Raw genomic sequence first — 18189 nt, 5'->3', positions numbered from 1 at the left:
GCGGGTGCGTTCAAGCGCTCTCGCCGGCCACCTCGTCCGGAACGTCGTCCAGAAGGGCCCGGATCTCCTCGAGTTCCTTGCGCACGGTGAGCAGGACGTGGCGCGCCTGCGGATCGCTGAACGGGATCTGCATCTGCTTGATGATGGGATCCGGGTTGCCGAAATTCTCCTGCAGCTTCTTGCGCGCGCCGTTGATGGTGAACTTCTCCTTGTAGAGAAGGTCGCGGATGGCGAGGATGGCCTTGATATCGCGCGGGCGGTAGCTGCGGTTGCCGGCGCTGTTCTTCTTGGGACGCAGGCTGGGGAACTCCGTTTCCCAGTAGCGCAGCACGTGGGCCTTCACCCCGGTGACCTCACTGACTTCACCGATGGTGTAGTACATCTTGCCGGTGGTCGTCTTGTACCTCATGCGCGTCCTCCCTTCGCACTGTCCGTGGACCCGCGCGGCGCTTCCGAACGCGGCGGGCGCATCATCAGCATCTGCACGGCTTCGCGCGGATCGTGGCCCTCGAACAGCACCGCGTGGACCATCTCGATGATGGGCAGTTCGACGCCGTGGCGCCGGCCCATCTCGACGGCCGCCCGGGTGGTGCGAACGCCCTCCGCCACCATGACCATGCCGGAGAGAGCCTCCTCCAGCGACTGACCGCGGCCGATCGCGTCCCCGACGCGCCGGTTGCGGCTGTGACGGCTCAAACAGGTAACCACGAGGTCCCCCACCCCCGCAAGGCCCGAAAACGTATCCGCGGAGGCCCCCATCGCCTGCCCCAGCCGTGCGATCTCGGCGAGCCCACGCGTGACGAGCGCCGCCTTGGTGTTGTCGCCACAACCGAGTCCGTCCAGGATGCCCGCGGCGATGGCGATGGGATTCTTGAGCCCGGTGGCAAGCTCGACGCCGAGCACGTCCGGGTTGGTGTACACGCGCAGGTAGGGGCGCACGAACGCCTCCTGCACCAGGTCGCACGCCTCGACCCCGCTCCCGGCTGCAACCACGGAGGTGGGAACGTGGCGGCTCACCTCTTCCGCGTGGCTGGGACCGGCCAGCACCACCACGCGTCCCGGGCCCACCCCCAGTTCCTGCGCAAGCACTTCGCTCATGCGCGCCAGCGACCCCTCTTCGAACCCCTTGCTCGCCGTCACCACGACCGCGTCGGCGCACAACCTCCCCGTTGCCTTCACCGCGCGCGCCGTCTCGCGCGCCACGTGCGACGGGGTGACGAAGACGATCAGTCCGGCGCCGTCAATGCTCTCTTCCAGCTGATGCGTAATCCGTACCGCATCGGGAATCGCCACCCCGGGCAGAAAGGTGGCGTTCTCGCGGGTGACACCCATGGCGTCGGCGCGCGCTTGCCGGCGGTCGAACAGGGCGACATCGTGGCCGTTCTCGGCCAGGACGATGGCCAGGGTCGTCCCCCAGCTCCCCGCGCCCAGCACGGCCGCCCTCACGAACTTCCCTCCCTGCGCCGCGCCAGGGCCGGCTCGGTTCCCGCCGCCAGGCGGCGGATGTTTCCGCGGTGCTTAACCACGACGGCCAGCATCACCGCAACCGTCACCCAGAGCACCGCGGGGTGCTGTGGTGCAACGCCCAGACGTCCCAGGGCGTAGACCGCGGCCGGCAGGGTGACCGCGGCGGAGAGGCTCGCGAGCGATACGATGCGCCGTGAGGCGAATACCAGCGCAAACACGGCCAGGGCGCACGCGAACGGCAGCGGCGCCAGGCCGGCGAACGCCCCCGCAGAGGTGGCAATCCCCTTGCCGCCGGAGAAACCCAGGTAGGGCGAGAACAGGTGCCCCAGGATGGCCCCGGCGGTGGCGGCCAGCGCGTGAAGCGGTGCGGCACCGGGCGTGTCGAAACGCGACGCCACCAGCACCGGCGCCAGCCCCTTGGCTACATCCAGCAACAGCACCACCAGCGCCATGCGGGCGCCGAGGATGCGGTAGGTATTGGAGGCACCCAGGTTGCCGCTGCCGTGTTCGCGCAGATCGATGCCGCGCGCCAGGCGTCCGGCGATATAGCTGAACGGAATGCCGCCGGTCAGATAGGCGCCGATCCCGGCCGCGGCCACCCCCATCATGGTGCCACCTTCTTGCTCTTGCGCTTCATGCGCGCACGGCGCGTGGGCCGCACCTTGAGCGAGTCCTTGCGGGCGTTGCGCCGCTCGGTGAGTTCGATGCGGATCAGGCTGCCCTCGAAGCCGAACTTCTCGCGCAGGCGATTGTTGAGAAAGCGCAGGTAGTAGCGCCCGAAGTGCGTCGCGCGGTTCACAAACAGCGTAAAGGTGGGTGGCGACACGTCGACCTGCGTCCCGTAGAAGATCTTCCCGTTGCCGCCGCCGTAGAAAGGCGGCGGGTTTTTCTGCACCAGCACGGCGAGGAACTTGTTCAACTCCGCCGTGGAAACACGCCGCTCGCGCTCCTCCTTGACCCGCCACGCCGTCTCCAGCACCTTCGCCACGCGTTGGTTTTCCTGCACCGAGATGAACAGCACCGGCGCATAAGCCAGAAACCCGCACCGGCGGCGGAACTCCTTCTCCATCTCGGCCGAGGTGAGCGTTTTGCGCGCCACCAGGTCCCACTTGTTGAAGCACACCACCACCCCGCGCGCGGCGCGGTGCGCGTAGCTCGCCACCTTGATATCCTGGTTGGAGATCTCGCGCGAGGCGTCCAGCATCACCACCGCCACGTCGCAGCGGTCGATGGCATCGATACTCTTGATGGTGCTGAGCACGTCGAGTTCCTCGGTGGTCTTCGCCTTGCGGCGGATACCCGCCGTATCCACCAGCGTCACGCGCCGCTTGCGCCACGTGACCGACGCGTCGATGCTGTCGCGGGTGGTGCCGGGCCGTGAATCGACGATCTGCGTCTCCTGGCCGAGGATGGCGTTGACCAGGCTCGACTTGCCCACGTTGGGCACGCCCGAGATGGCCAGGCGCAGATCGGTGTGTATCTCACGCTGCGCGGAGCGCGGCAGGAGCTTGACCACGTCGTCGAGCAGGTCGCCGGTGCCATCGCCGTGCAGCGCACTCACCTCGTACACCGCGTCGAAGCCCAGGCGATGAAAGTCGGAGGCGTCGCGGCGCCGGGCGTCGCGCTCCGCCTTGTTGGCCACCAGCAGCACGGGCAGGTTGGTGTCGCGCACCCGTTTGGCCACGTCGTAGTCGGACGGAAGGAGGCCGGCGGCGGCGTCGACCACGAACAGAATCACGTCCGCCTCGCTCATCTCGCGGATGGCGATGGCCTCCACGCGATCCACCAGCGGATCGTCGATGCCGGAGAACAGTCCCCCGGTGTCGATCAGCTCGAAGGACGCGCCGGTCCATTCCGCGACGCCGCGCTGCACGTCGCGCGTAACACCCGGTGTGGCGTGCACGATGGCGCGCCGCCCCCGGGCGATGCGGTTGAACAGCGTGGACTTGCCCACGTTGGGGCGCCCCACGATGGCGACACAGGGCGGGCGTTTCATTTGCGGGCCGACCCCGAGGCGGCGTGGTCGCACAGCGCCTGCACGAAGGAGTCGCCCGGTGCAACCACCGGTGCGCCCATTTCGCGCGCCATATCGTCGATGGACATCTCGTCGATGGTGACGTCCTCGTAGTTGAGGCAGTTGGGCGGGATGAACGTCGTTGCGGGCTCGCCGGCCGCGCGCACCGCGCGCACGATGTCCGCCCCCACCAGCAGCCCCGAGCAGGTGACGCCCTCGCCGAAGAACGCATTGTCCACGTTCGTCAGTTCGGGCACGACGCGCATTCCCGCCGCGCGCAGCCTCGGGAATACGTAGCGCTCGAAGACGCGCGCGCCCAGCGAACCGGTGGCGATGCGGATCATGCCCGCATCCTCCGGAAGATCGCAGCCGTCCAGGTCCGCCTCGATCTCGGAGAGGAAGTGGCGGATGGAGCCCACCCCGTTGTCCAGTTGCGGGAAGCCCTCGTACGCCTCCATCGCGGGCACCTCGCGCGCGGCGCCCACGTACCACTCGTCGCTGGCAAACACGAAACGGCTGCCGCGCGACACCAGGAAACGCTCCCGGAACGGCTCCACCAGGTCGAGGACCGCGCCCATCTCCTCGTCGCGGTAGGAGCGGATGCTCGCCAGGCCCGCACGGTGCCGGGTGAGCCCGACCGGCACCACCGCCAGCGTCGCGATGTTGGGGTGAATCCCCTCCAGCGTTTCGATGGTCTCGCGCAGGTAGTCACCGTCGTTCTTTCCCGGCACGATGACCGCCTGGGTGTGCACGGTGATGCCACCCGCGGCCAGGGTGCGAAGCGTGTCGGTGATGCGGCGCTTCATCGGCCGCCCGAAGATGAAGCGGCGCATGCCCTCTTCGATCACGTGCACCGACACCCACTGCGGCGAGTTGCGCTGCTCGATGATCTTGGCCAGCTCGGCGTCGGTCATGTCGTTCATGGTGGTGAAGTTGCCGTAGAGGAAACTCAGGCGGAAGTCCTCGTCCTTCACGTACAGCGTCTCGCGCCTGCCCGCGGGCATCTGGTCGACGAAACAGAACGGGCACTTGCAGCGGCAGCGCCGGAAGTCCATCGCCTCGAACCAGATCTCCAGCCCGGCCACGGTGGCGGTGGGCAGCGCAATGTTCTCCACCCGCCCGTCCTTGCGCTGCACGCGGATGCTCACCGTCTTGCCGCGCGAGGTGTGAAAGTGAAAGTCGATCTGATCCTCGGCCGGCTTGCCCGCCACCTCGAGAATGCGGTCGCCCACCGCGAGCACGTCGGGCGCCAGCCCGAATTCCGCGGGGTCTTTCATTGAGACGATTTCCAGCGCCTTATCGGCCATTCTTTTCCTTCAGCGCGCGCACGCGCTCCAGCACCGCCATCGCATCGCTGCCCGATACGGGCTCGGGATCGTTCATCGCCCGCCGGTAACCGCCCGGCATGACTTGGTCGGCGCGTTCCGGCAGACCCGCTCCCGCCAGCACCCGCCCCACGAACGCGTACAGCGCGGCGCGCGTCACCGGCGCGTCCGCATGCACCCCGCCGTCGGGCAGCGCCGGAAACCAGCCCCGCTTCTCCGCCAGTTCGATCGGCGTGGGCCCGCCCGGGTCGAGCGGCCTGCCGTCGCCCAGCACCCGCACCGCGGCTCCCGCCAGTTCCCCGCGGGTGATCGTCGCCAGGATGTGCAGCCCCTCCGGCGAGCCCTCCTGGTAGCGCTTGAGCACCTCCAGGTACTCCACGCACGGCCCCCGGTCGCCGTACTCCACCCCGAGCGAAAACGCGTCGATGGCGGCCTGGGTGTCGCCCAGCGCGATGTACGAACGCCCCAGGTAGGTGTACGCCTCGCGCCGGGTGGCATCGTCCGGCGCGCTGCGGGCGATGTTCTGCAGGCGGTCCACCGCGCCGCGGTAATCGCCGGTCACGTACAGCGCCACCGCCCGGTCCAGGTCGCTCCGCTTGTCCACGCTGGCGGACGGCGAGCACGCCAATGCCACGGCCGCCAGGACGATGATCCAGCGAACCGGTGAGTTGCGGTGGCCAGGATTCATGGGGAGTTTATGAATGGAGCGGGCAACGGGGCTCGAACCCGCGACCTTCAGCTTGGGAAGCTGATACTCTACCAACTGAGTTATGCCCGCCCCCCTAACAGATTGGGATGTAAACACCTTAGGCCACCAGTGTCAAGTTGTTATTGAGGCCCGGACGCGCCGCTCTGCGCCGCCAGGAACGCGGCAACCAGGCCCCGCGCACGGCTCGGGGCGCCCGCGTTGGACACGTCCAGCCAGAACGCATCGCGCTCGCGGCGGAAGAACGTCTCCTGGCGTTTCGCGTACTGGCGGGTGCGGGTGATCACCTCGTCGAGCCGCGATATCGGGTCTGCTCCCGCCACGATGGCGGCGGCGAGCTCCCCGTAACCCAGACTCCGCATGGCGGGGGCATCCGGCGCGACACCCGCGCGCATCAGCCGGTCCACCTCCTCCGGCCAACCGGCCGAAAACAGCGCGTGCGTTCTCTCCGCGATGCGAAAGCGAAGGGCGCCGCGCGGCATGGTCAGCACGAGCTTCAGATAGACCGCAACTTCCGGGTTCCCGTTGGACTGGCGCAGGGCCTCGCTGGCCGGACGCCCCGTGAACGCAATGATCTCCAGGGCGCGTGCGATACGAACCCGGTCATTGCGGGAAAGCGCGCTGGCACGCTCGGGGTCGCGCGCCTGCAACTCCGCGTACATGTCTTCGGTCGCGCGGCCCGCGAAGCCCGCGCGGATACGCTGTTGCTCCTCGCGCGGAATCGCCACCGGACCCAGGCCGTGGAACAGTGCGCGGAAATAAAGTCCGGTCCCCCCCACCAGAAACGGCACGTGCCCGCGCGCGACGATCTCCGGCAGCAACGCGCGCACCGCGTCCGCGTGGCGCCCCGCGCTGGAGACCAGGTGCGGTTCGAGGGTATCGACGAGGTGGTGAGGTATGCGCTCGCGCTCCGCCGGGGTGGGCTTCGCGGTGCCGATGTCGAAACCGCGGTACACCTGGCGCGAGTCCATGGAGATGATCTCGCCGCGGAACTCCGCCGCGAGCTGCATGGCGAGCGCGCTCTTGCCGGTGGCGGTCGCGCCCATCACGGCGACGCAGCGCACGGCCGCGGGTGGGCTTACCGGCGGTGGAACCATCTCTCGATCTCTTCGAGCGAGAGGCGATGGATGGTGGGGCGCCCGTGGGGGCACGAGTAGGGGTTCTCGACGGCGAACAGCTGGTCGGCGAGCAACTTCATCTCCTCCACCGACATGCGCTGCCCGGCCTTGATGGCACTGCGGCAGGCATAACTCGCCACCAGCTTCTCCGTGTGGGTATTGCCGGGTGCGCGGTCGGCGAGGATATCGTCGAAGATCTGCAGCAGCAGACGACCATCCGCCCAGTTACGGATCCCCTGCGGGTAGCCGCGCACCAGGATGTTCGTCCCCCCGAACGGTTCCAGGGTGAAGCCCAGCTTCTGGAATACCTCGCGCGAGGAGCGAAACACCTCCAGTTCGCGCAGCGACAGGTCGATGGGAATGCTGAACAGAATCTGCTGCGAGGGCGAGGCGGCATCCTCCAGCAGGCGCATACCGCGATCGAAGATGATCCGCTCGTGCGCCGCGTGCTGGTCGATCACCACCACACCGCCCCGCACCTGGATGAAGATGAATGTGTTGTTGAACTGCCAGAACAGCGCGTCGTCGGTGGGGGCGATGCGCGCCACCTCGTCGGCACCGGCGGCCTGCGTCGGAAACGGCAGCGGTGCGGTCGCGCCGGCCAGCGGAGGCTTGCGGGTCAGGTAGTCCTCGAAGGCGTCACGGATGCTGGCACCGCCCGCGGCCGGCCCCATCCCGGTGCCGTTGCCCGGTGCACCCGCCGGCCACGCCGGTTGGGCGCCCGCTGCCGCCTCTTCCGCCTCACGCGAATAGCCCGCGCCCACCGCCATGGCGGGTTCGCTGCGCGCGGACAGGGCGGACTTGATGGCGTTGCGCACCGTGCCGAACACGACGCGCTCGTTGCGCACGCGCACCTCGAGCTTGCTGGGATGCACGTTCACATCCACTTCGTCGGCGGGCATCGACACGGAAAGTACCGCCACCGGATAGCGTTTGTATGGAATCACGTTGCGGTTGGCGTCCTGCACCGCGTGCACCAGGGTGCGTTCGCGCACGGCACGGTTGTTGACGAAGAAAAACTGACTGAAACGGTTGCCACGGGTGTGCGAGGGCAGGCTCACGAATCCCGTCACGCGCATGGGACCGGACTGCGCGTCCACGTCCACCATGTGCCGCATCACGTCCGCGCCGACCACCGCCGCCACACGCTCGCGCCAGCTCGGGGCCGGCAGCAGATCCAGCACGTGGCGCCCGTCATCGACGAAGTGCATCTCCACCTCGGGCAGAATCAACGCGAAGGACAGGATGGTCTCCAGGATCCGCTTGCGCTCGGTGACGGTCGACTTGAGGAAGCGCTTGCGCGCCGGCGTATTGAAGAACAGGTCGCGCACGCGCACCGTGGTGCCGCGATCGTGGGCGGCCGGCTCGCTGCTGACGATCGACTTGCCCTCCACCCGCACGCGCCAACCTTCCCCGCCCGCCCGGTCACTCGAGGTCAGTTCGAAGCGCGACACCGCCGAGATGCTCGCCAGCGCCTCGCCGCGGAAGCCGTAGGTGGTGATCCGGTGCAGGTCGTCGACGTCGTGGATCTTGCTGGTGGAGAAGTTGCGCGGCGCGAGTTCCACGTCTTCGCGGCCCATTCCGGCCCCGTCGTCGTGAACCTCGATCAGCGCCTCGCCCGCCCCGACCGTCACCACGGTGATGCTGCGCGCGCCCGCGTCGACGGCGTTCTCAACCAGTTCCTTGACCACCGAGGCGGGCCGCTCGACCACCTCTCCGGCGGCGATGCGGCGCGCGACGTCATCTGGAAGTGTTCTAATGACAGGCATTTGCGGTCCTCATTGCGGGTTATCGGGGAAGACCTTAGCACGCGCCCCGCGGGCGGGCAACGAAAGCTTCCTGGTGCGGCGGTGATTTGTGGGGATAACCGTGCGCAGACGCCGGCGGCGGCGGGAGCGCCCAGGGCGCTACTCGGCGGGTTTGGCGCGCGAGACGCGCTCCGCTTCCTCGAGAAGGGCCTCGGCGGTACGCGAGGAGCCCGGGTAGGTGGCGACACCCACCGCGACCTCCACCGCCTCCCCGGCGATGCCGGCGGCGGCGACGTCCTTCTGCAGGTAGGCCACCAGCCGTGAGATGAGGAACTTGATGCGGCGCGTGCCTTCCAGGGAGAGCAGTGCATACGCGTCGCGCCGGATCCAGCAGCCGAAGTCGCTGTTGCGCGTTCGGGTACGGAAACCGCGCTGGATCTCCTCGGCGACGCGCATGGCAGCCGGCTCGTCGCTCGCAAAGAGCCCCTCCAGGGCGGGCACGCGGATGAAGAGCAACGAGAACGGCAGGTGGTAGCGGTCCGCGCGCGCCGTCTCCGCGTCGATCATGCGCGCCATGCGATGGGCATTGCCCGCCAGCACGTCGTCGTATGAAGGCCGCGCGCCCTTGCCCGGCGTCACCAGCGCTTTCACCACCGGCCGCGCCATGGCCAGCGCCTGTTCCACCACCGACTCGTCATGCGGCGAGAACGAGGTCTCTTCCACCGCGGTTCCGGGCCGCTTGTCGTAGGCAAGGATGCCGCCGACCAGTTCCCCGCCCTCGCGCACGGGTACCGCGAGCATGGAGCGCGTGGCGCGGCCGCCGGGCGTCAATGGGCCGAAGTCGACGAAGGCCATCTGGAACGACTCGCGACGGCGCTCGAGGCGCGCAAAACGCTCCTCGTCCTCCGCCGGCCACGCCGTGTCCGGTTTTCCCGCCGCGTCGTAGCGGAACGGCGTCCACGGCGCATCCTTGCCGGGCCGCAGCCGCACCGACACGCGCTCGCAGCCCAGCGCGTCGGCAATCACCCGCGCGAGCGTTTCCGACAATTCCTCGAGCGAGCGGCACGAGATGACCGCCGGGACGGCCTCCGAGATCTTGGCCAGCGACGCGAGTTCCGCGCGCAGCCTGCGTTCACGCCGCTCCGAAGAAATGAAGCGCGACAGCTCCAGTGTGATGGAGTTCCTGGCGGCCATGAATTCGTCCAGGCGGTGGCGCTCCGCGAACTCGAATACCGCCACACCCAGCACCTCCGACATCACCAGCGGAACGAATGCAAAGGACGAGGCAATCTGCTCGCTCTGCGGATCAACCGGCTCGGTGAGGATGATGGTGCGCCGCTCCAGGTAGGCCCGCGACAGTGCACCCCGTCCCACGCGCACCACGTCCGGTTCCACTGCCACCCGGTAGCTCGATCCACCCAGCACCAGCCATTCACCACCGGTGGTGCTGACGAACACCTCCACCGACTCCGCACCCGTCATTTCGCACACCAGCGACGTGAGCAGCGAAAACCGCTCCGCGGTGGAGCCGGGCTTGTCGGCCAGTTCCCCCACCGACTGGCGCAGTTCCATTTCCCCCGCCCGCACCTGCAGCTCCTGCAGGCGGATGGACTCGGAGAGTACGCGCGCGATGCGGCGGCTCAGGCGCTCCAGCGTGTGCAGGTCGGGCATGGTGAGCTCGCGGCCGGTGGGCATGGAAGAGACGTTCAGCACGCCGAGCAGGCGCTCTCCATCCAGGAGCGGCACCGAACATGCCGAACCGATGTTGACGCGATCGAGCTGCGAGGAATACGAGCGCCCCACCGCGGCCTGGCGGATCAGCTTGCCCTTGCGCTCCGCGGCCACCGATCCCGAGATGCCCTCGCCCAGCTTCTGGCGCGTGTTGCGGATGACGCGCTCGCTGAGCCCGGTGGCGTGGGCGATGAACAGCTCGCGCGCCTCCGGCGAGTAGAGCATGATGGACCCGTTGGAGGCGGCGGTGGTTTCGACCGCCACATCGAGCAGGAAGCGGAGCAGGCGCGCCCGGTCGAACAGGCGCTCGAAGCCCTCGATGGCATCGTCGATTGTGTAGGGAACATCGTCGGGTGGCGCGGGCGGGGCGGCGGGCACTTCGCGCCGGCACAGGCGCGACAGCGCCACGCTGTGATCCAGCACCTCCGCCTTGCCCAGCTTCTCGATCTCGCGCTCGAATCGATCGCGCGGCTCGCCCGCGATGGCGAGGTCCACGGGCAGGTGATCGGCGATCCCCTCCGGACTGGTCACGCGGGGAATGCCGAGGATCTCCGCTATCTCTACCGCCACGGCCGCCGGGTAGCGGTCGTAGACGAATGCGATCTCCACGTCGCGTTGCTTGTGCAACTCGCCCATGACGTAGAGGTCCGCCTCGCCGCCGCCCAGGATGGCAACTCGTATCTTTTTCTTTTTCATCTGATTACAGCGATCACTGCAGGCACTGCAAAAGCTGCAGCCCGCGCCCGCAGCACCCGCAGGCGGGTAAGCAATTCGCGGACCACGGTTTCCGGTTCGGTCGAATGAGGGCGGATACGGCCTCGGCCGACGGCCGGGGCGTCAGCGGGGGCGGTTCTTCAGATCGCGGATGAACTGCAGCGCGTCGAGGGGGGTGGAGTTGTCCACGTCGAAGGCGTCGATGCGGTCGTGGAGTTCCGACCCGTCGCCGGGCCCCGCGGCCGGGGGCGTGAAGAGACTCATCTGGTCGCGCGACTCGGCCAGGTCGAACCCCTTTGCCACCAGGTTGCGGCGCAACTCCAGCGACTCCAGGATCTCCTCGGCGCGGCGGATCACCGACGGCGGCAGCCCCGCCACCCGCGCGGCGTGGATGCCGAAGCTGCGGTCGCTGGTACCCGGGACGATCTTGCGCAGGAACACGATGCCGCCCTCCCACTCGCGGATGGCAATCTTCAGGTTGACGAGGCGCGGGTACGAACTGCGCAACTGCGTCAGTTCGTGGAAATGCGTGGCGAAGAGCGTGCGCGGCCGCGCCACGCCTCCCTGCAGGAGGTGTTCGGTCACCGCCCAGGCAATGGAGAGGCCGTCGTACGTCGACGTACCGCGGCCGATCTCGTCCAGGATGACCAGGCTGTGGTTGGTCACGTGGCGCAGGATGGCCGCGGTTTCGTTCATCTCCACCAGGAAGGTTGACTCGCCCCGCGACAGCCGGTCGGCGGCACCCACGCGGGTGAAGATGCGGTCCACCACCCCCACGCGCGCGCGCTCCGCGGGGACGAACGAGCCCAGTTGCGCCATCAGCGCGATAAGCGCCGTCTGGCGCAGGAACGTGCTCTTGCCCGACATGTTGGGTCCGGTGATCAGCGCGAATTGTCGGCGCTCCACGTCCAGATCGAGGTCATTGGGAACGAACGCCTCGGACACCACCCGCTCTAGCACCGGGTGGCGCCCGCCCACGATCTCCAGGGCGAGCGAATCGTCCACCATGGGACGGCGGTAACCGTGGGCACGCGCCGTCATGGCCAGCGACTGGACGGCGTCGATGGTGGCCATCGCCTGCGCGGTGCGCTGCAGTGCTGCCGCGCGTGTGGCGATGGAAGCGCACAGCCCGTCGAACACGCGCTGCTCTTCGCGCACACGCCGCTCCTCCGTGCTCAGGATAAGATCCTCCTTCTCCTTGAGCTCGGAAGTGAAGAACCGCTGGGCGTTGACGAGGGTCTGCTTGCCGACGTAGTCCGCGGGGACCGCCTTCGCGTGGGCGTTGGACACCTCGATGTAATAGCCGAATACCTTGTTGTAGCCCACCTTGAGCGACGCGATGCCGCTGCGATCGCGCTCGCGCGCCTCCAGGCTGGCAATCCACTTCCTGGCGGACTCGCTCTCATCGATGAGCCGGTCGAGGTCGGCGTCGAACCCACGGCGGATGACGCCCCCTTCCCGCAGATGCGAGGGGGGCTCCACCACGATGGCCCGTTCGATCTCGCCGCACAACGCGGCGTGCTCACCCAGCATTGTGCCCGCCGATTCCAGCAGCGGGGTGCCGCAGGTTCCCACCACCCCGGCCAGCCCGGGGATCTTCTCCAGGGATTCGCGCAACGCGTGCAGCTCGCGCGGGATCGCCTTGCGCGACGCGATGCGCGCCGAAAGGCGCTGCACGTCGGCCACCCCCTTGAGCGCGCGCACCAGCAGTTCGGCCATCCCGGCGTCGCTGTGCACGCGCGCCACCGCGTCCAGGCGCTCGTCGATTCGCGCCACGTCGCACAGCGGCCGCTGGATCCAGTGGCGCAGCGCCCGCGCCCCCATCGGTGTGAGGGTCCGGTCCAGCGTGCGCAGCAGGGTGGCACTCTGCACTCCACCCCGCAACGGTTCGAACAACTCGAGGTTGGCGATGGTCTCCTCGTCCAGCGACAGGAACGGCGCCGCGCCCAGCCGGGTCACCGTGACCACCTGGGGCAGAACCCCGCCGCGCAGGCGCAGGCAATGGCGCACCAGAGCGCCGGTGACCGCGGCCTCCCCCGCGGTGAGTGCGCCCACGAGCGCTTCCGCTCCGTCGCCAAAGTGCGCGGCCAACGCGGCACGCGCCGGCGCCAGGTCGAATTCATCGTCGGAGAGCGCGGTCAGGAACGGATTGCCCAGATGCGGCGCGAGCGACGTGCGCAACTCGTCCGCCGCCGCCGCGGGCACCACCAGTTCGCGGATGCGCTTGCCCTGGATGAGGTGGAGGTAGGCGTCGCCGTCCGCCTCACCACACGCGCACTCACCCGTCCCCACATCGATCAGTGCCACCGCACGCATTCCGTCTTCGGTTGGGAACACGCCCAGGCAGTAGTTGTTGTCGGCGTCGGCCACCAGTTGCGCGTTGAGCGCGGTGCCGGGGGTGAGGACCTCCACCACCTCGCGGCGCACCAGTCCCTTGGCCAGTGCCGGATCCTCCACCTGCTCGCAGACCGCCACCTTCCGCCCGGCCGCAAGCAGGCGCGTGATGTACGTCTCCGCGGCGTGAAACGGAACCCCCGCCAGGGGGATGGGGTTGGGCTTGTTCTTGTCGCGCGTCGTCAGGGTGATGTTGAGAATACCGGCGATATCCACGGCATCCTCGTAGAACGTCTCGTAGAAGTCGCCCACGCGGAACAGGAGTATGCAGTCGCTGTGGCTTCGCTTGATGTCGCGGTACTGGGACATCAGCGGCGTGGTGGTGTCGCTCATGGATTCGGCCGAACCGGCATGATGGTGTAGCGCTCGTCGAGGCGTTGTGCCATGTCCCGTCCGGCGGCGTCGGCCTCTTCGCGTGAGGCGTAGTAGCCGATGCGGACACGGAACACCTCGCGGTAGTTGACCAGCTCGCTGTCGATGCGCACGCCCGGGAAGGTCTCCTTGATGCGGGAGGAAAGCCGGATGGCGTTGGCGCGATCGGTAAACGACCCGAACTGGATGGTGTAGCCCTTTCCCGGCGGAATGACCGCGGCTTGCTCTTCCCCGCGCGGTGGCGGCGGGGTTTCCACCTGCGCCGAAAGCTTGCCCGCGCAACGGATGGCCTCCGGCGTCTGCGGGTACTCCTCGGCCAGTTCAGCGTATTCCTCCCGCGCGCGCGCCATGTCGCCCTCCGCCTCCAGGCACTCCGCGTACCGGTACCAGGCGGCCGGGTTCACCCGCGCCCGCGCGAGCGATTCGTAGATGTCGCAGGCGGCCGCGTTTCGTCCCGCACCGGCCTCGGCCTCGGCCCGCGTCACCATTGCCCACGTGCGGTGACGGCCCCGGCGGATACGCTCCAGCGGCGCGATGGCCGCGTCGAAATCGCCCGCCATCACGTCGGACATTCCCTCGAACAGGGCGGCCTCATCGGAGGATCCCGACAGGCGCGCGACGCGAAGGGTCTCGCGCGCCGCTTCGTAGCGTCCCATCGCGTAGTGGATCTTGGCCAGCTCCAGCGCCGCCAGCTGGCTCCACTCCCCGGCGCGGCCGTCACCCATGAGGCGTTCGTAAGTCGCCGCCGCGTCCCGCGCGGAACGCATCAGTCCCGCCTGAGAGAACAGTGCTTCTGCGCGCTCCTCCCCCCGCGCTATGCGTGCGGCACGCGCATAGCTGGACTCGGCTTCCGCGTAGCGCCCGTTGGCCGCCTCGCGGCGCGCGCGCCGGATCAGGTCGCCGGCGTCCTCGCGCGCGGCGGCATCCGCGGCAAGGGCGGCGCACGCCACCATCACCAGCAGCCATGTGTTGCGGCGCGCGCTACTTCGTGTTGCGGGAGAAGGTATCAAAGCGGTTGCACCTCGGGCAGTGCCAGCGCATCTCGCCGGACAGGTGGCCGCAGGAACCGCACCGGAACTGCGTCTCGCGTTCCAGCGCGCGCTCGCTGCGGTCCAGGAAGTCTTCCAGTTCGTCGGAGTCGCCCCGCGACGCGTACAGCGAGGAGAGCAGCACCGTGCTAGCCACCGAGCCCGGATGGGAATGGCCGTAGTCTTCCAGCAGATGCAGCGCATCCCCGGTGCGCCCCTGCTTGCGGTAGAACGACGCCAGCGCGAGCGCGGCGTGTTCGTCGCCGGGACGGCTGTCGAGCACGTCACGGTACACGGCCTCGATGTCGTTGAAGGTTCCCTTCTGGTAGAGCGCGCGTTCCAGACTGCGCAACGCGACTGGCGCCAGTTCCGGTGAGATCGTGGCCGCGTGGCGCCAGTAGCGGATGGCACCGCCCATCTCGCCCGCCTTCTCCTCCAGGCGGCCCAGCGCGAGCAGGGCCGGCGCGCACTCGGGGTCGTGACGCAGCGCCCGGATCAGGGTCTTGCGCGCGTCCCGGGTCCGGCCCTTCTCGATCTCCCCCTCGGAGACGCTGGCGAGATACAGGGCGATCTCTCGATTGCCGATGCCACCCGCCTTCTTGAGTTCCTTGAAGTACTCGTAGGCCTCCTCGGTTCGTTCCAGGCTGTGACAGGCACGCGCCGCCAGCCCGATGAGCGCGGGGTCGCGCAGGCCGGTGCGGCGCATGGCGGTCTCCACCGACTCCAGCGCACGATCCGCGCGGCCCAGCGCAACGTAGTCCTCGGCCAGGTTGACAAACACGTTGATGCGCTCCTGGCGGGTGAGGTCCGACTTGACGGTGAGGCTCCGGTGGATCTGCAGCGCGCGCGCCGCATCCCCGCGCTCGCGCAGCATCTTGCCAATTCGGATGTAGGCGTCGGTGGGGGCGGTGCCGGCGACGATCGCCTGCTGAAGGCGCAGGAAGGCCTCCTCGCCACGCCCGTCGATCATCAGCTTGAGGCCCTCGATGTACGGGTCGGCCACGCGCTCGACCACGCGTTCCTGGCGGCCGCGCAGCAGCCACACCGCCCCCGCGATGAAGAGGACGCCGAGGGCGCCGGCCAGAAACTGGAGTGCCGTGGTATCGTTCATGGCCCCGTCCGCCTCAGCGCTCCTGCCCGCCGTGCGCGCTGTCGCCGTCGTCGAGCGGGAGGCTGCGCAGGGTGGCGATCTCGCGGTCCATGTGCGTGAGCGCCCGGCGCGCCTGGGAAAGCTGGCGGCGCAGGCTCAGTTCGTTGAGCACCGAGATGACGAACGAGAAGGCCATGCCGGTGACGAACACGAACAGCATCAGCACGTTCAGTGCGAGACCCGGGTAGTCCCGCGTGAACAGGGTGAAATCGATGGTTTGATCGGCGTTCTCCATGCCGATCCACAGAAACCCCACCACACCTGCAAAAATGAGAAATGACCTGATGAACCACACGATCGTGGCCTCCTCACTGGTAAAACAGCCCCTGCGCGGCTTCGATCATGGACGGCGCGGGCCGCGCCCGTCAAGGGCGCAGTCGGCGCAAATGCAAAGGGCCGGTCGGGTGAGGACCGGCCCTGTGCGCATGGCAAAACCCGAACACGACCGGTGGGCTACTCCTCCACCGCTTCCGTGCTCTCAGCATCCAGCGGCGGGGAGAGATCGACGTCGTCGATATCATCCACGTCCGAAGACGACAATGTGGACACCGGAATTTCGATGTCGCGCTTGGGGTGGGCTTCCATGAACGCAGCGACTTCCTCCTCGGAGCGGCCCTGCAACCAGGCACTCACACTGAGGACGATCCGCTTGCTCTTGGGATCCACCTTGATGACGCGCAACGGAAGCTCCTCGCCCACCTGGAAGTACTGTTCCGGGTGAAGGATGTCCTCCATGCCCATGTGTCCCACGGGCACGAACCCTTCCACATCGTGACGAAGCTCAACCACGGCACCCCGGTCCAGGATGCGCGTGATCTTGCCCGTGGTCTCGACGTCCGGCGCGTAGTCGACGGCCAGCTGTTCCCACGGGTTCTCCGTAAGCTGCTTCATGCCCAGGCTGATGCGCTTCTTGTCCTGGCTGATCTCCAGGACGATCACATCGACCAGGTCACCCTTCTTGACGACCTCGCTCGGATGCCGCACGCGCTTGGCCCACGACATGTCGGAAATGTGCAGCAGGCCGTCGATGCCCTCCTCGATTTCGACGAAGGCGCCGAAATTGGTGAGGTTGCGGACAATACCCTTCAGGCGCGTGCCGCCCGGGTAGCGCCGTTCGATGGTGGTCCACGGATCGGGCTCGGTCTGCTTCAGGCCCAGCGAGATCTTCTGCGCATCCTTGTCGACCTTGAGCACGACCGCCTCGACGTCCTGTCCCACGGACAGGATCTTCGAGGGGTGCTTGACGTGCTTGGTCCAAGACATCTCGGAGATGTGGATCAGCCCCTCGACGCCCTTCTCCAGCTCGACGAAGGCGCCGTAGTCGGTGATGCTGACCACGCGTCCCTTGATGCGCGTGCCCACCGGATAGCGCTCATTCACGCCCTCCCACGGATGCGGGGTGAGCTGCTTGAGGCCCAGCGAGATCTTTTCCTTCTCGCGATCGAAGTCGAGCACCTTGACGGCGATCTTCTGGCCGATCTGGACGACGTCCGACGGATGCCCCACACGTCCCCACGTCATGTCCGTGAGGTGCAGAAGCCCGTCCACGCCGCCCAGGTCGACGAAGGCGCCGAAATCGGTCACGTTCTTCACGATACCTTCGCGAACCTGTCCCGACTCCAGCTCGCCCATCAGGCCGCGCTTGAGTTCCTCGCGCTTCTCCTCGAGAACGACGCGGCGCGATACCACGATGTTCCGGCGCCGCTTGTTGATCTTGATGATCTTGAAGTCGAGCGTCTGACCCATGAGGTCGTCGAGATTGGGAACCTGGCGCAGCGCGATCTGGCTGCCGGGGAGGAATGCGTCCACGCCGAACAGGTCCACCACCAGCCCGCCCTTGATGCGGCGCTTGACGCGGCCCTGCACGACCTCGTTGTTGTCGTGGAAGTCCTTGATCTGTCCCCACACCTTGAAGAAGTCAGCCTTCTCCTTGGAAAGGACGACCAGGCCCTCCTGGTTCTCCAGCTTCTCGAGGTAAACGTCGAAGGGGTCGCCCACGGCCAGATTCTCGATGCTGCGAAATTCGGCGCGGGGTATCGATCCTTCGCTCTTGAAGCCGACATCGATGATCACTTCGTTCTCACGGATCTCCGTGACGTGACCCTTGACGATCTGGCCTTCTTCGAAGGTCGTAATCGTGTCTTCGTACGCGATGGCAGTCGAAGCTGACCGGCCGGTGGCTTCCACCGCCGCCGCTTCGGTGTCCATATGCTCGAACAGCGCGTACGCCGGCGAGCGCAATCCCCCACCTCCTTTCGTGTAATTTTCTGAGTGGGCCGCCGCAGCGGTCCCCTGAGATTCATCGATCATCAAACCGTTTCGCCTCCTATAGGTCATGTAATAACCGGGAAAATGGGATTACGGCATCATAACCGCTGGGGGTTATGACCGCAACCGGAAACTGGAAAAGGACTTCGGGCCT

Annotated in this window: 14 protein-coding genes and 1 tRNA gene; all 15 read right to left on the bottom strand. The window is 67.6% G+C overall.

All coding sequences use genetic code 11. From position 1 onward, the window contains the following. Nucleotides 1–10 precede the first annotated feature (10 nt). The 15 genes from OEX18_07830 to rpsA all read right to left on the bottom strand — a co-directional run bounded on the left by OEX18_07830 (nt 11) and on the right by rpsA (nt 18008). Entirely contained in the window at nt 11–409 is a 399-nt protein-coding gene (locus tag OEX18_07830) for a MerR family transcriptional regulator (GenBank protein MDH4337175.1), read from the bottom strand. Continuing rightward, nucleotides 406–1446, bottom strand: a complete 1041-nt coding sequence (locus tag OEX18_07825) for an NAD(P)-dependent glycerol-3-phosphate dehydrogenase (protein MDH4337174.1) — start codon at nt 1444–1446, stop codon at nt 406–408. Before OEX18_07825 ends, OEX18_07830 begins: the two co-directional genes overlap by 4 nt. Beyond that, a complete protein-coding gene (gene plsY / locus OEX18_07820) occupies nt 1443–2075 on the bottom strand; it encodes a glycerol-3-phosphate 1-O-acyltransferase PlsY (protein ID MDH4337173.1) in 633 nt (210 codons plus the stop codon). Before plsY ends, OEX18_07825 begins: the two co-directional genes overlap by 4 nt. Further along, entirely contained in the window at nt 2072–3463 is a 1392-nt protein-coding gene (gene der, locus OEX18_07815; protein ID MDH4337172.1) for a ribosome biogenesis GTPase Der, read from the bottom strand. Before der ends, plsY begins: the two co-directional genes overlap by 4 nt. Next, nucleotides 3460–4788 carry a DUF512 domain-containing protein gene (locus tag OEX18_07810; protein MDH4337171.1) on the bottom strand — a complete coding sequence of 443 codons (1329 nt, stop codon included), beginning with the start codon at nt 4786–4788 and terminating at the stop codon, nt 3460–3462. Before OEX18_07810 ends, der begins: the two co-directional genes overlap by 4 nt. Next, nucleotides 4778–5494, bottom strand: coding sequence for a hypothetical protein (locus OEX18_07805; protein ID MDH4337170.1), 717 nt, complete (start codon nt 5492–5494; stop codon nt 4778–4780). The genes OEX18_07810 and OEX18_07805 overlap by 11 nt, the downstream gene beginning before the upstream one ends. A 14-nt stretch (nt 5495–5508) precedes the next feature. Next, nucleotides 5509–5584: transfer RNA gene (locus OEX18_07800), tRNA-Gly, on the bottom strand. A gap of 50 nt (nt 5585–5634) precedes the next feature. Further along, complete coding sequence (gene miaA / locus OEX18_07795) at nt 5635–6609, bottom strand: tRNA (adenosine(37)-N6)-dimethylallyltransferase MiaA (protein ID MDH4337169.1); 975 nt, start codon at nt 6607–6609, stop codon at nt 5635–5637. Beyond that, entirely contained in the window at nt 6591–8399 is a 1809-nt protein-coding gene (gene mutL, locus OEX18_07790) for a DNA mismatch repair endonuclease MutL (GenBank protein ID MDH4337168.1), read from the bottom strand. The genes miaA and mutL overlap by 19 nt, the downstream gene beginning before the upstream one ends. A 138-nt stretch (nt 8400–8537) precedes the next feature. Next, entirely contained in the window at nt 8538–10805 is a 2268-nt protein-coding gene (locus OEX18_07785) for a GAF domain-containing protein (GenBank protein MDH4337167.1), read from the bottom strand. A gap of 141 nt (nt 10806–10946) precedes the next feature. Then, nucleotides 10947–13550: a DNA mismatch repair protein MutS gene (gene mutS / locus OEX18_07780; GenBank protein MDH4337166.1), complete on the bottom strand. Its 2604-nt coding sequence runs from the start codon at nt 13548–13550 to the stop codon at nt 10947–10949. Next, nucleotides 13547–14599 carry an SPOR domain-containing protein gene (locus OEX18_07775; GenBank protein ID MDH4337165.1) on the bottom strand — a complete coding sequence of 351 codons (1053 nt, stop codon included), beginning with the start codon at nt 14597–14599 and terminating at the stop codon, nt 13547–13549. The genes mutS and OEX18_07775 overlap by 4 nt, the downstream gene beginning before the upstream one ends. Then, nucleotides 14571–15728, bottom strand: coding sequence for a tetratricopeptide repeat protein (locus OEX18_07770; protein MDH4337164.1), 1158 nt, complete (start codon nt 15726–15728; stop codon nt 14571–14573). Before OEX18_07770 ends, OEX18_07775 begins: the two co-directional genes overlap by 29 nt. Before the next feature lie 13 nt (nt 15729–15741). After that, the gene (locus OEX18_07765; protein ID MDH4337163.1) at nt 15742–16062 is read right to left on the bottom strand and encodes a hypothetical protein; all 321 of its coding nucleotides are present in this window, start codon (nt 16060–16062) and stop codon (nt 15742–15744) included. A 158-nt stretch (nt 16063–16220) separates the two neighbouring features. Beyond that, entirely contained in the window at nt 16221–18008 is a 1788-nt protein-coding gene (gene rpsA, locus OEX18_07760) for a 30S ribosomal protein S1 (GenBank protein MDH4337162.1), read from the bottom strand. Nucleotides 18009–18189 lie beyond the last annotated feature (181 nt).

Source organism: Candidatus Krumholzibacteriia bacterium (assembly GCA_029865265.1).
Classification (GTDB): domain Bacteria; phylum Krumholzibacteriota; class Krumholzibacteriia; order WVZY01; family JAKEHA01; genus JAKEHA01.
This window is presented reverse-complemented; position numbering and strand designations above follow the sequence as displayed.

Bases quoted from the DNA above. Each gene is read 5' to 3' on its own strand.
- OEX18_07805 (MDH4337170.1), bottom strand. From the start codon at position 5,494: ATGAATCCTGGCCACCGCAACTCACCGGTTCGCTGGATCATCGTCCTG.
- mutL (MDH4337168.1), bottom strand. From the start codon at position 8,399: ATGCCTGTCATTAGAACACTTCCAGATGACGTCGCGCGCCGCATCGCC.
- mutS (MDH4337166.1), bottom strand. From the start codon at position 13,550: ATGAGCGACACCACCACGCCGCTGATGTCCCAGTACCGCGACATCAAG.
- OEX18_07830 (MDH4337175.1), bottom strand. From the start codon at position 409: ATGAGGTACAAGACGACCACCGGCAAGATGTACTACACCATCGGTGAA.
- der (MDH4337172.1), bottom strand. From the start codon at position 3,463: ATGAAACGCCCGCCCTGTGTCGCCATCGTGGGGCGCCCCAACGTGGGC.
- OEX18_07785 (MDH4337167.1), bottom strand. From the start codon at position 10,805: ATGAAAAAGAAAAAGATACGAGTTGCCATCCTGGGCGGCGGCGAGGCG.
- plsY (MDH4337173.1), bottom strand. From the start codon at position 2,075: ATGATGGGGGTGGCCGCGGCCGGGATCGGCGCCTATCTGACCGGCGGC.
- miaA (MDH4337169.1), bottom strand. From the start codon at position 6,609: ATGGTTCCACCGCCGGTAAGCCCACCCGCGGCCGTGCGCTGCGTCGCC.
- OEX18_07770 (MDH4337164.1), bottom strand. From the start codon at position 15,728: ATGAACGATACCACGGCACTCCAGTTTCTGGCCGGCGCCCTCGGCGTC.
- OEX18_07810 (MDH4337171.1), bottom strand. From the start codon at position 4,788: ATGGCCGATAAGGCGCTGGAAATCGTCTCAATGAAAGACCCCGCGGAA.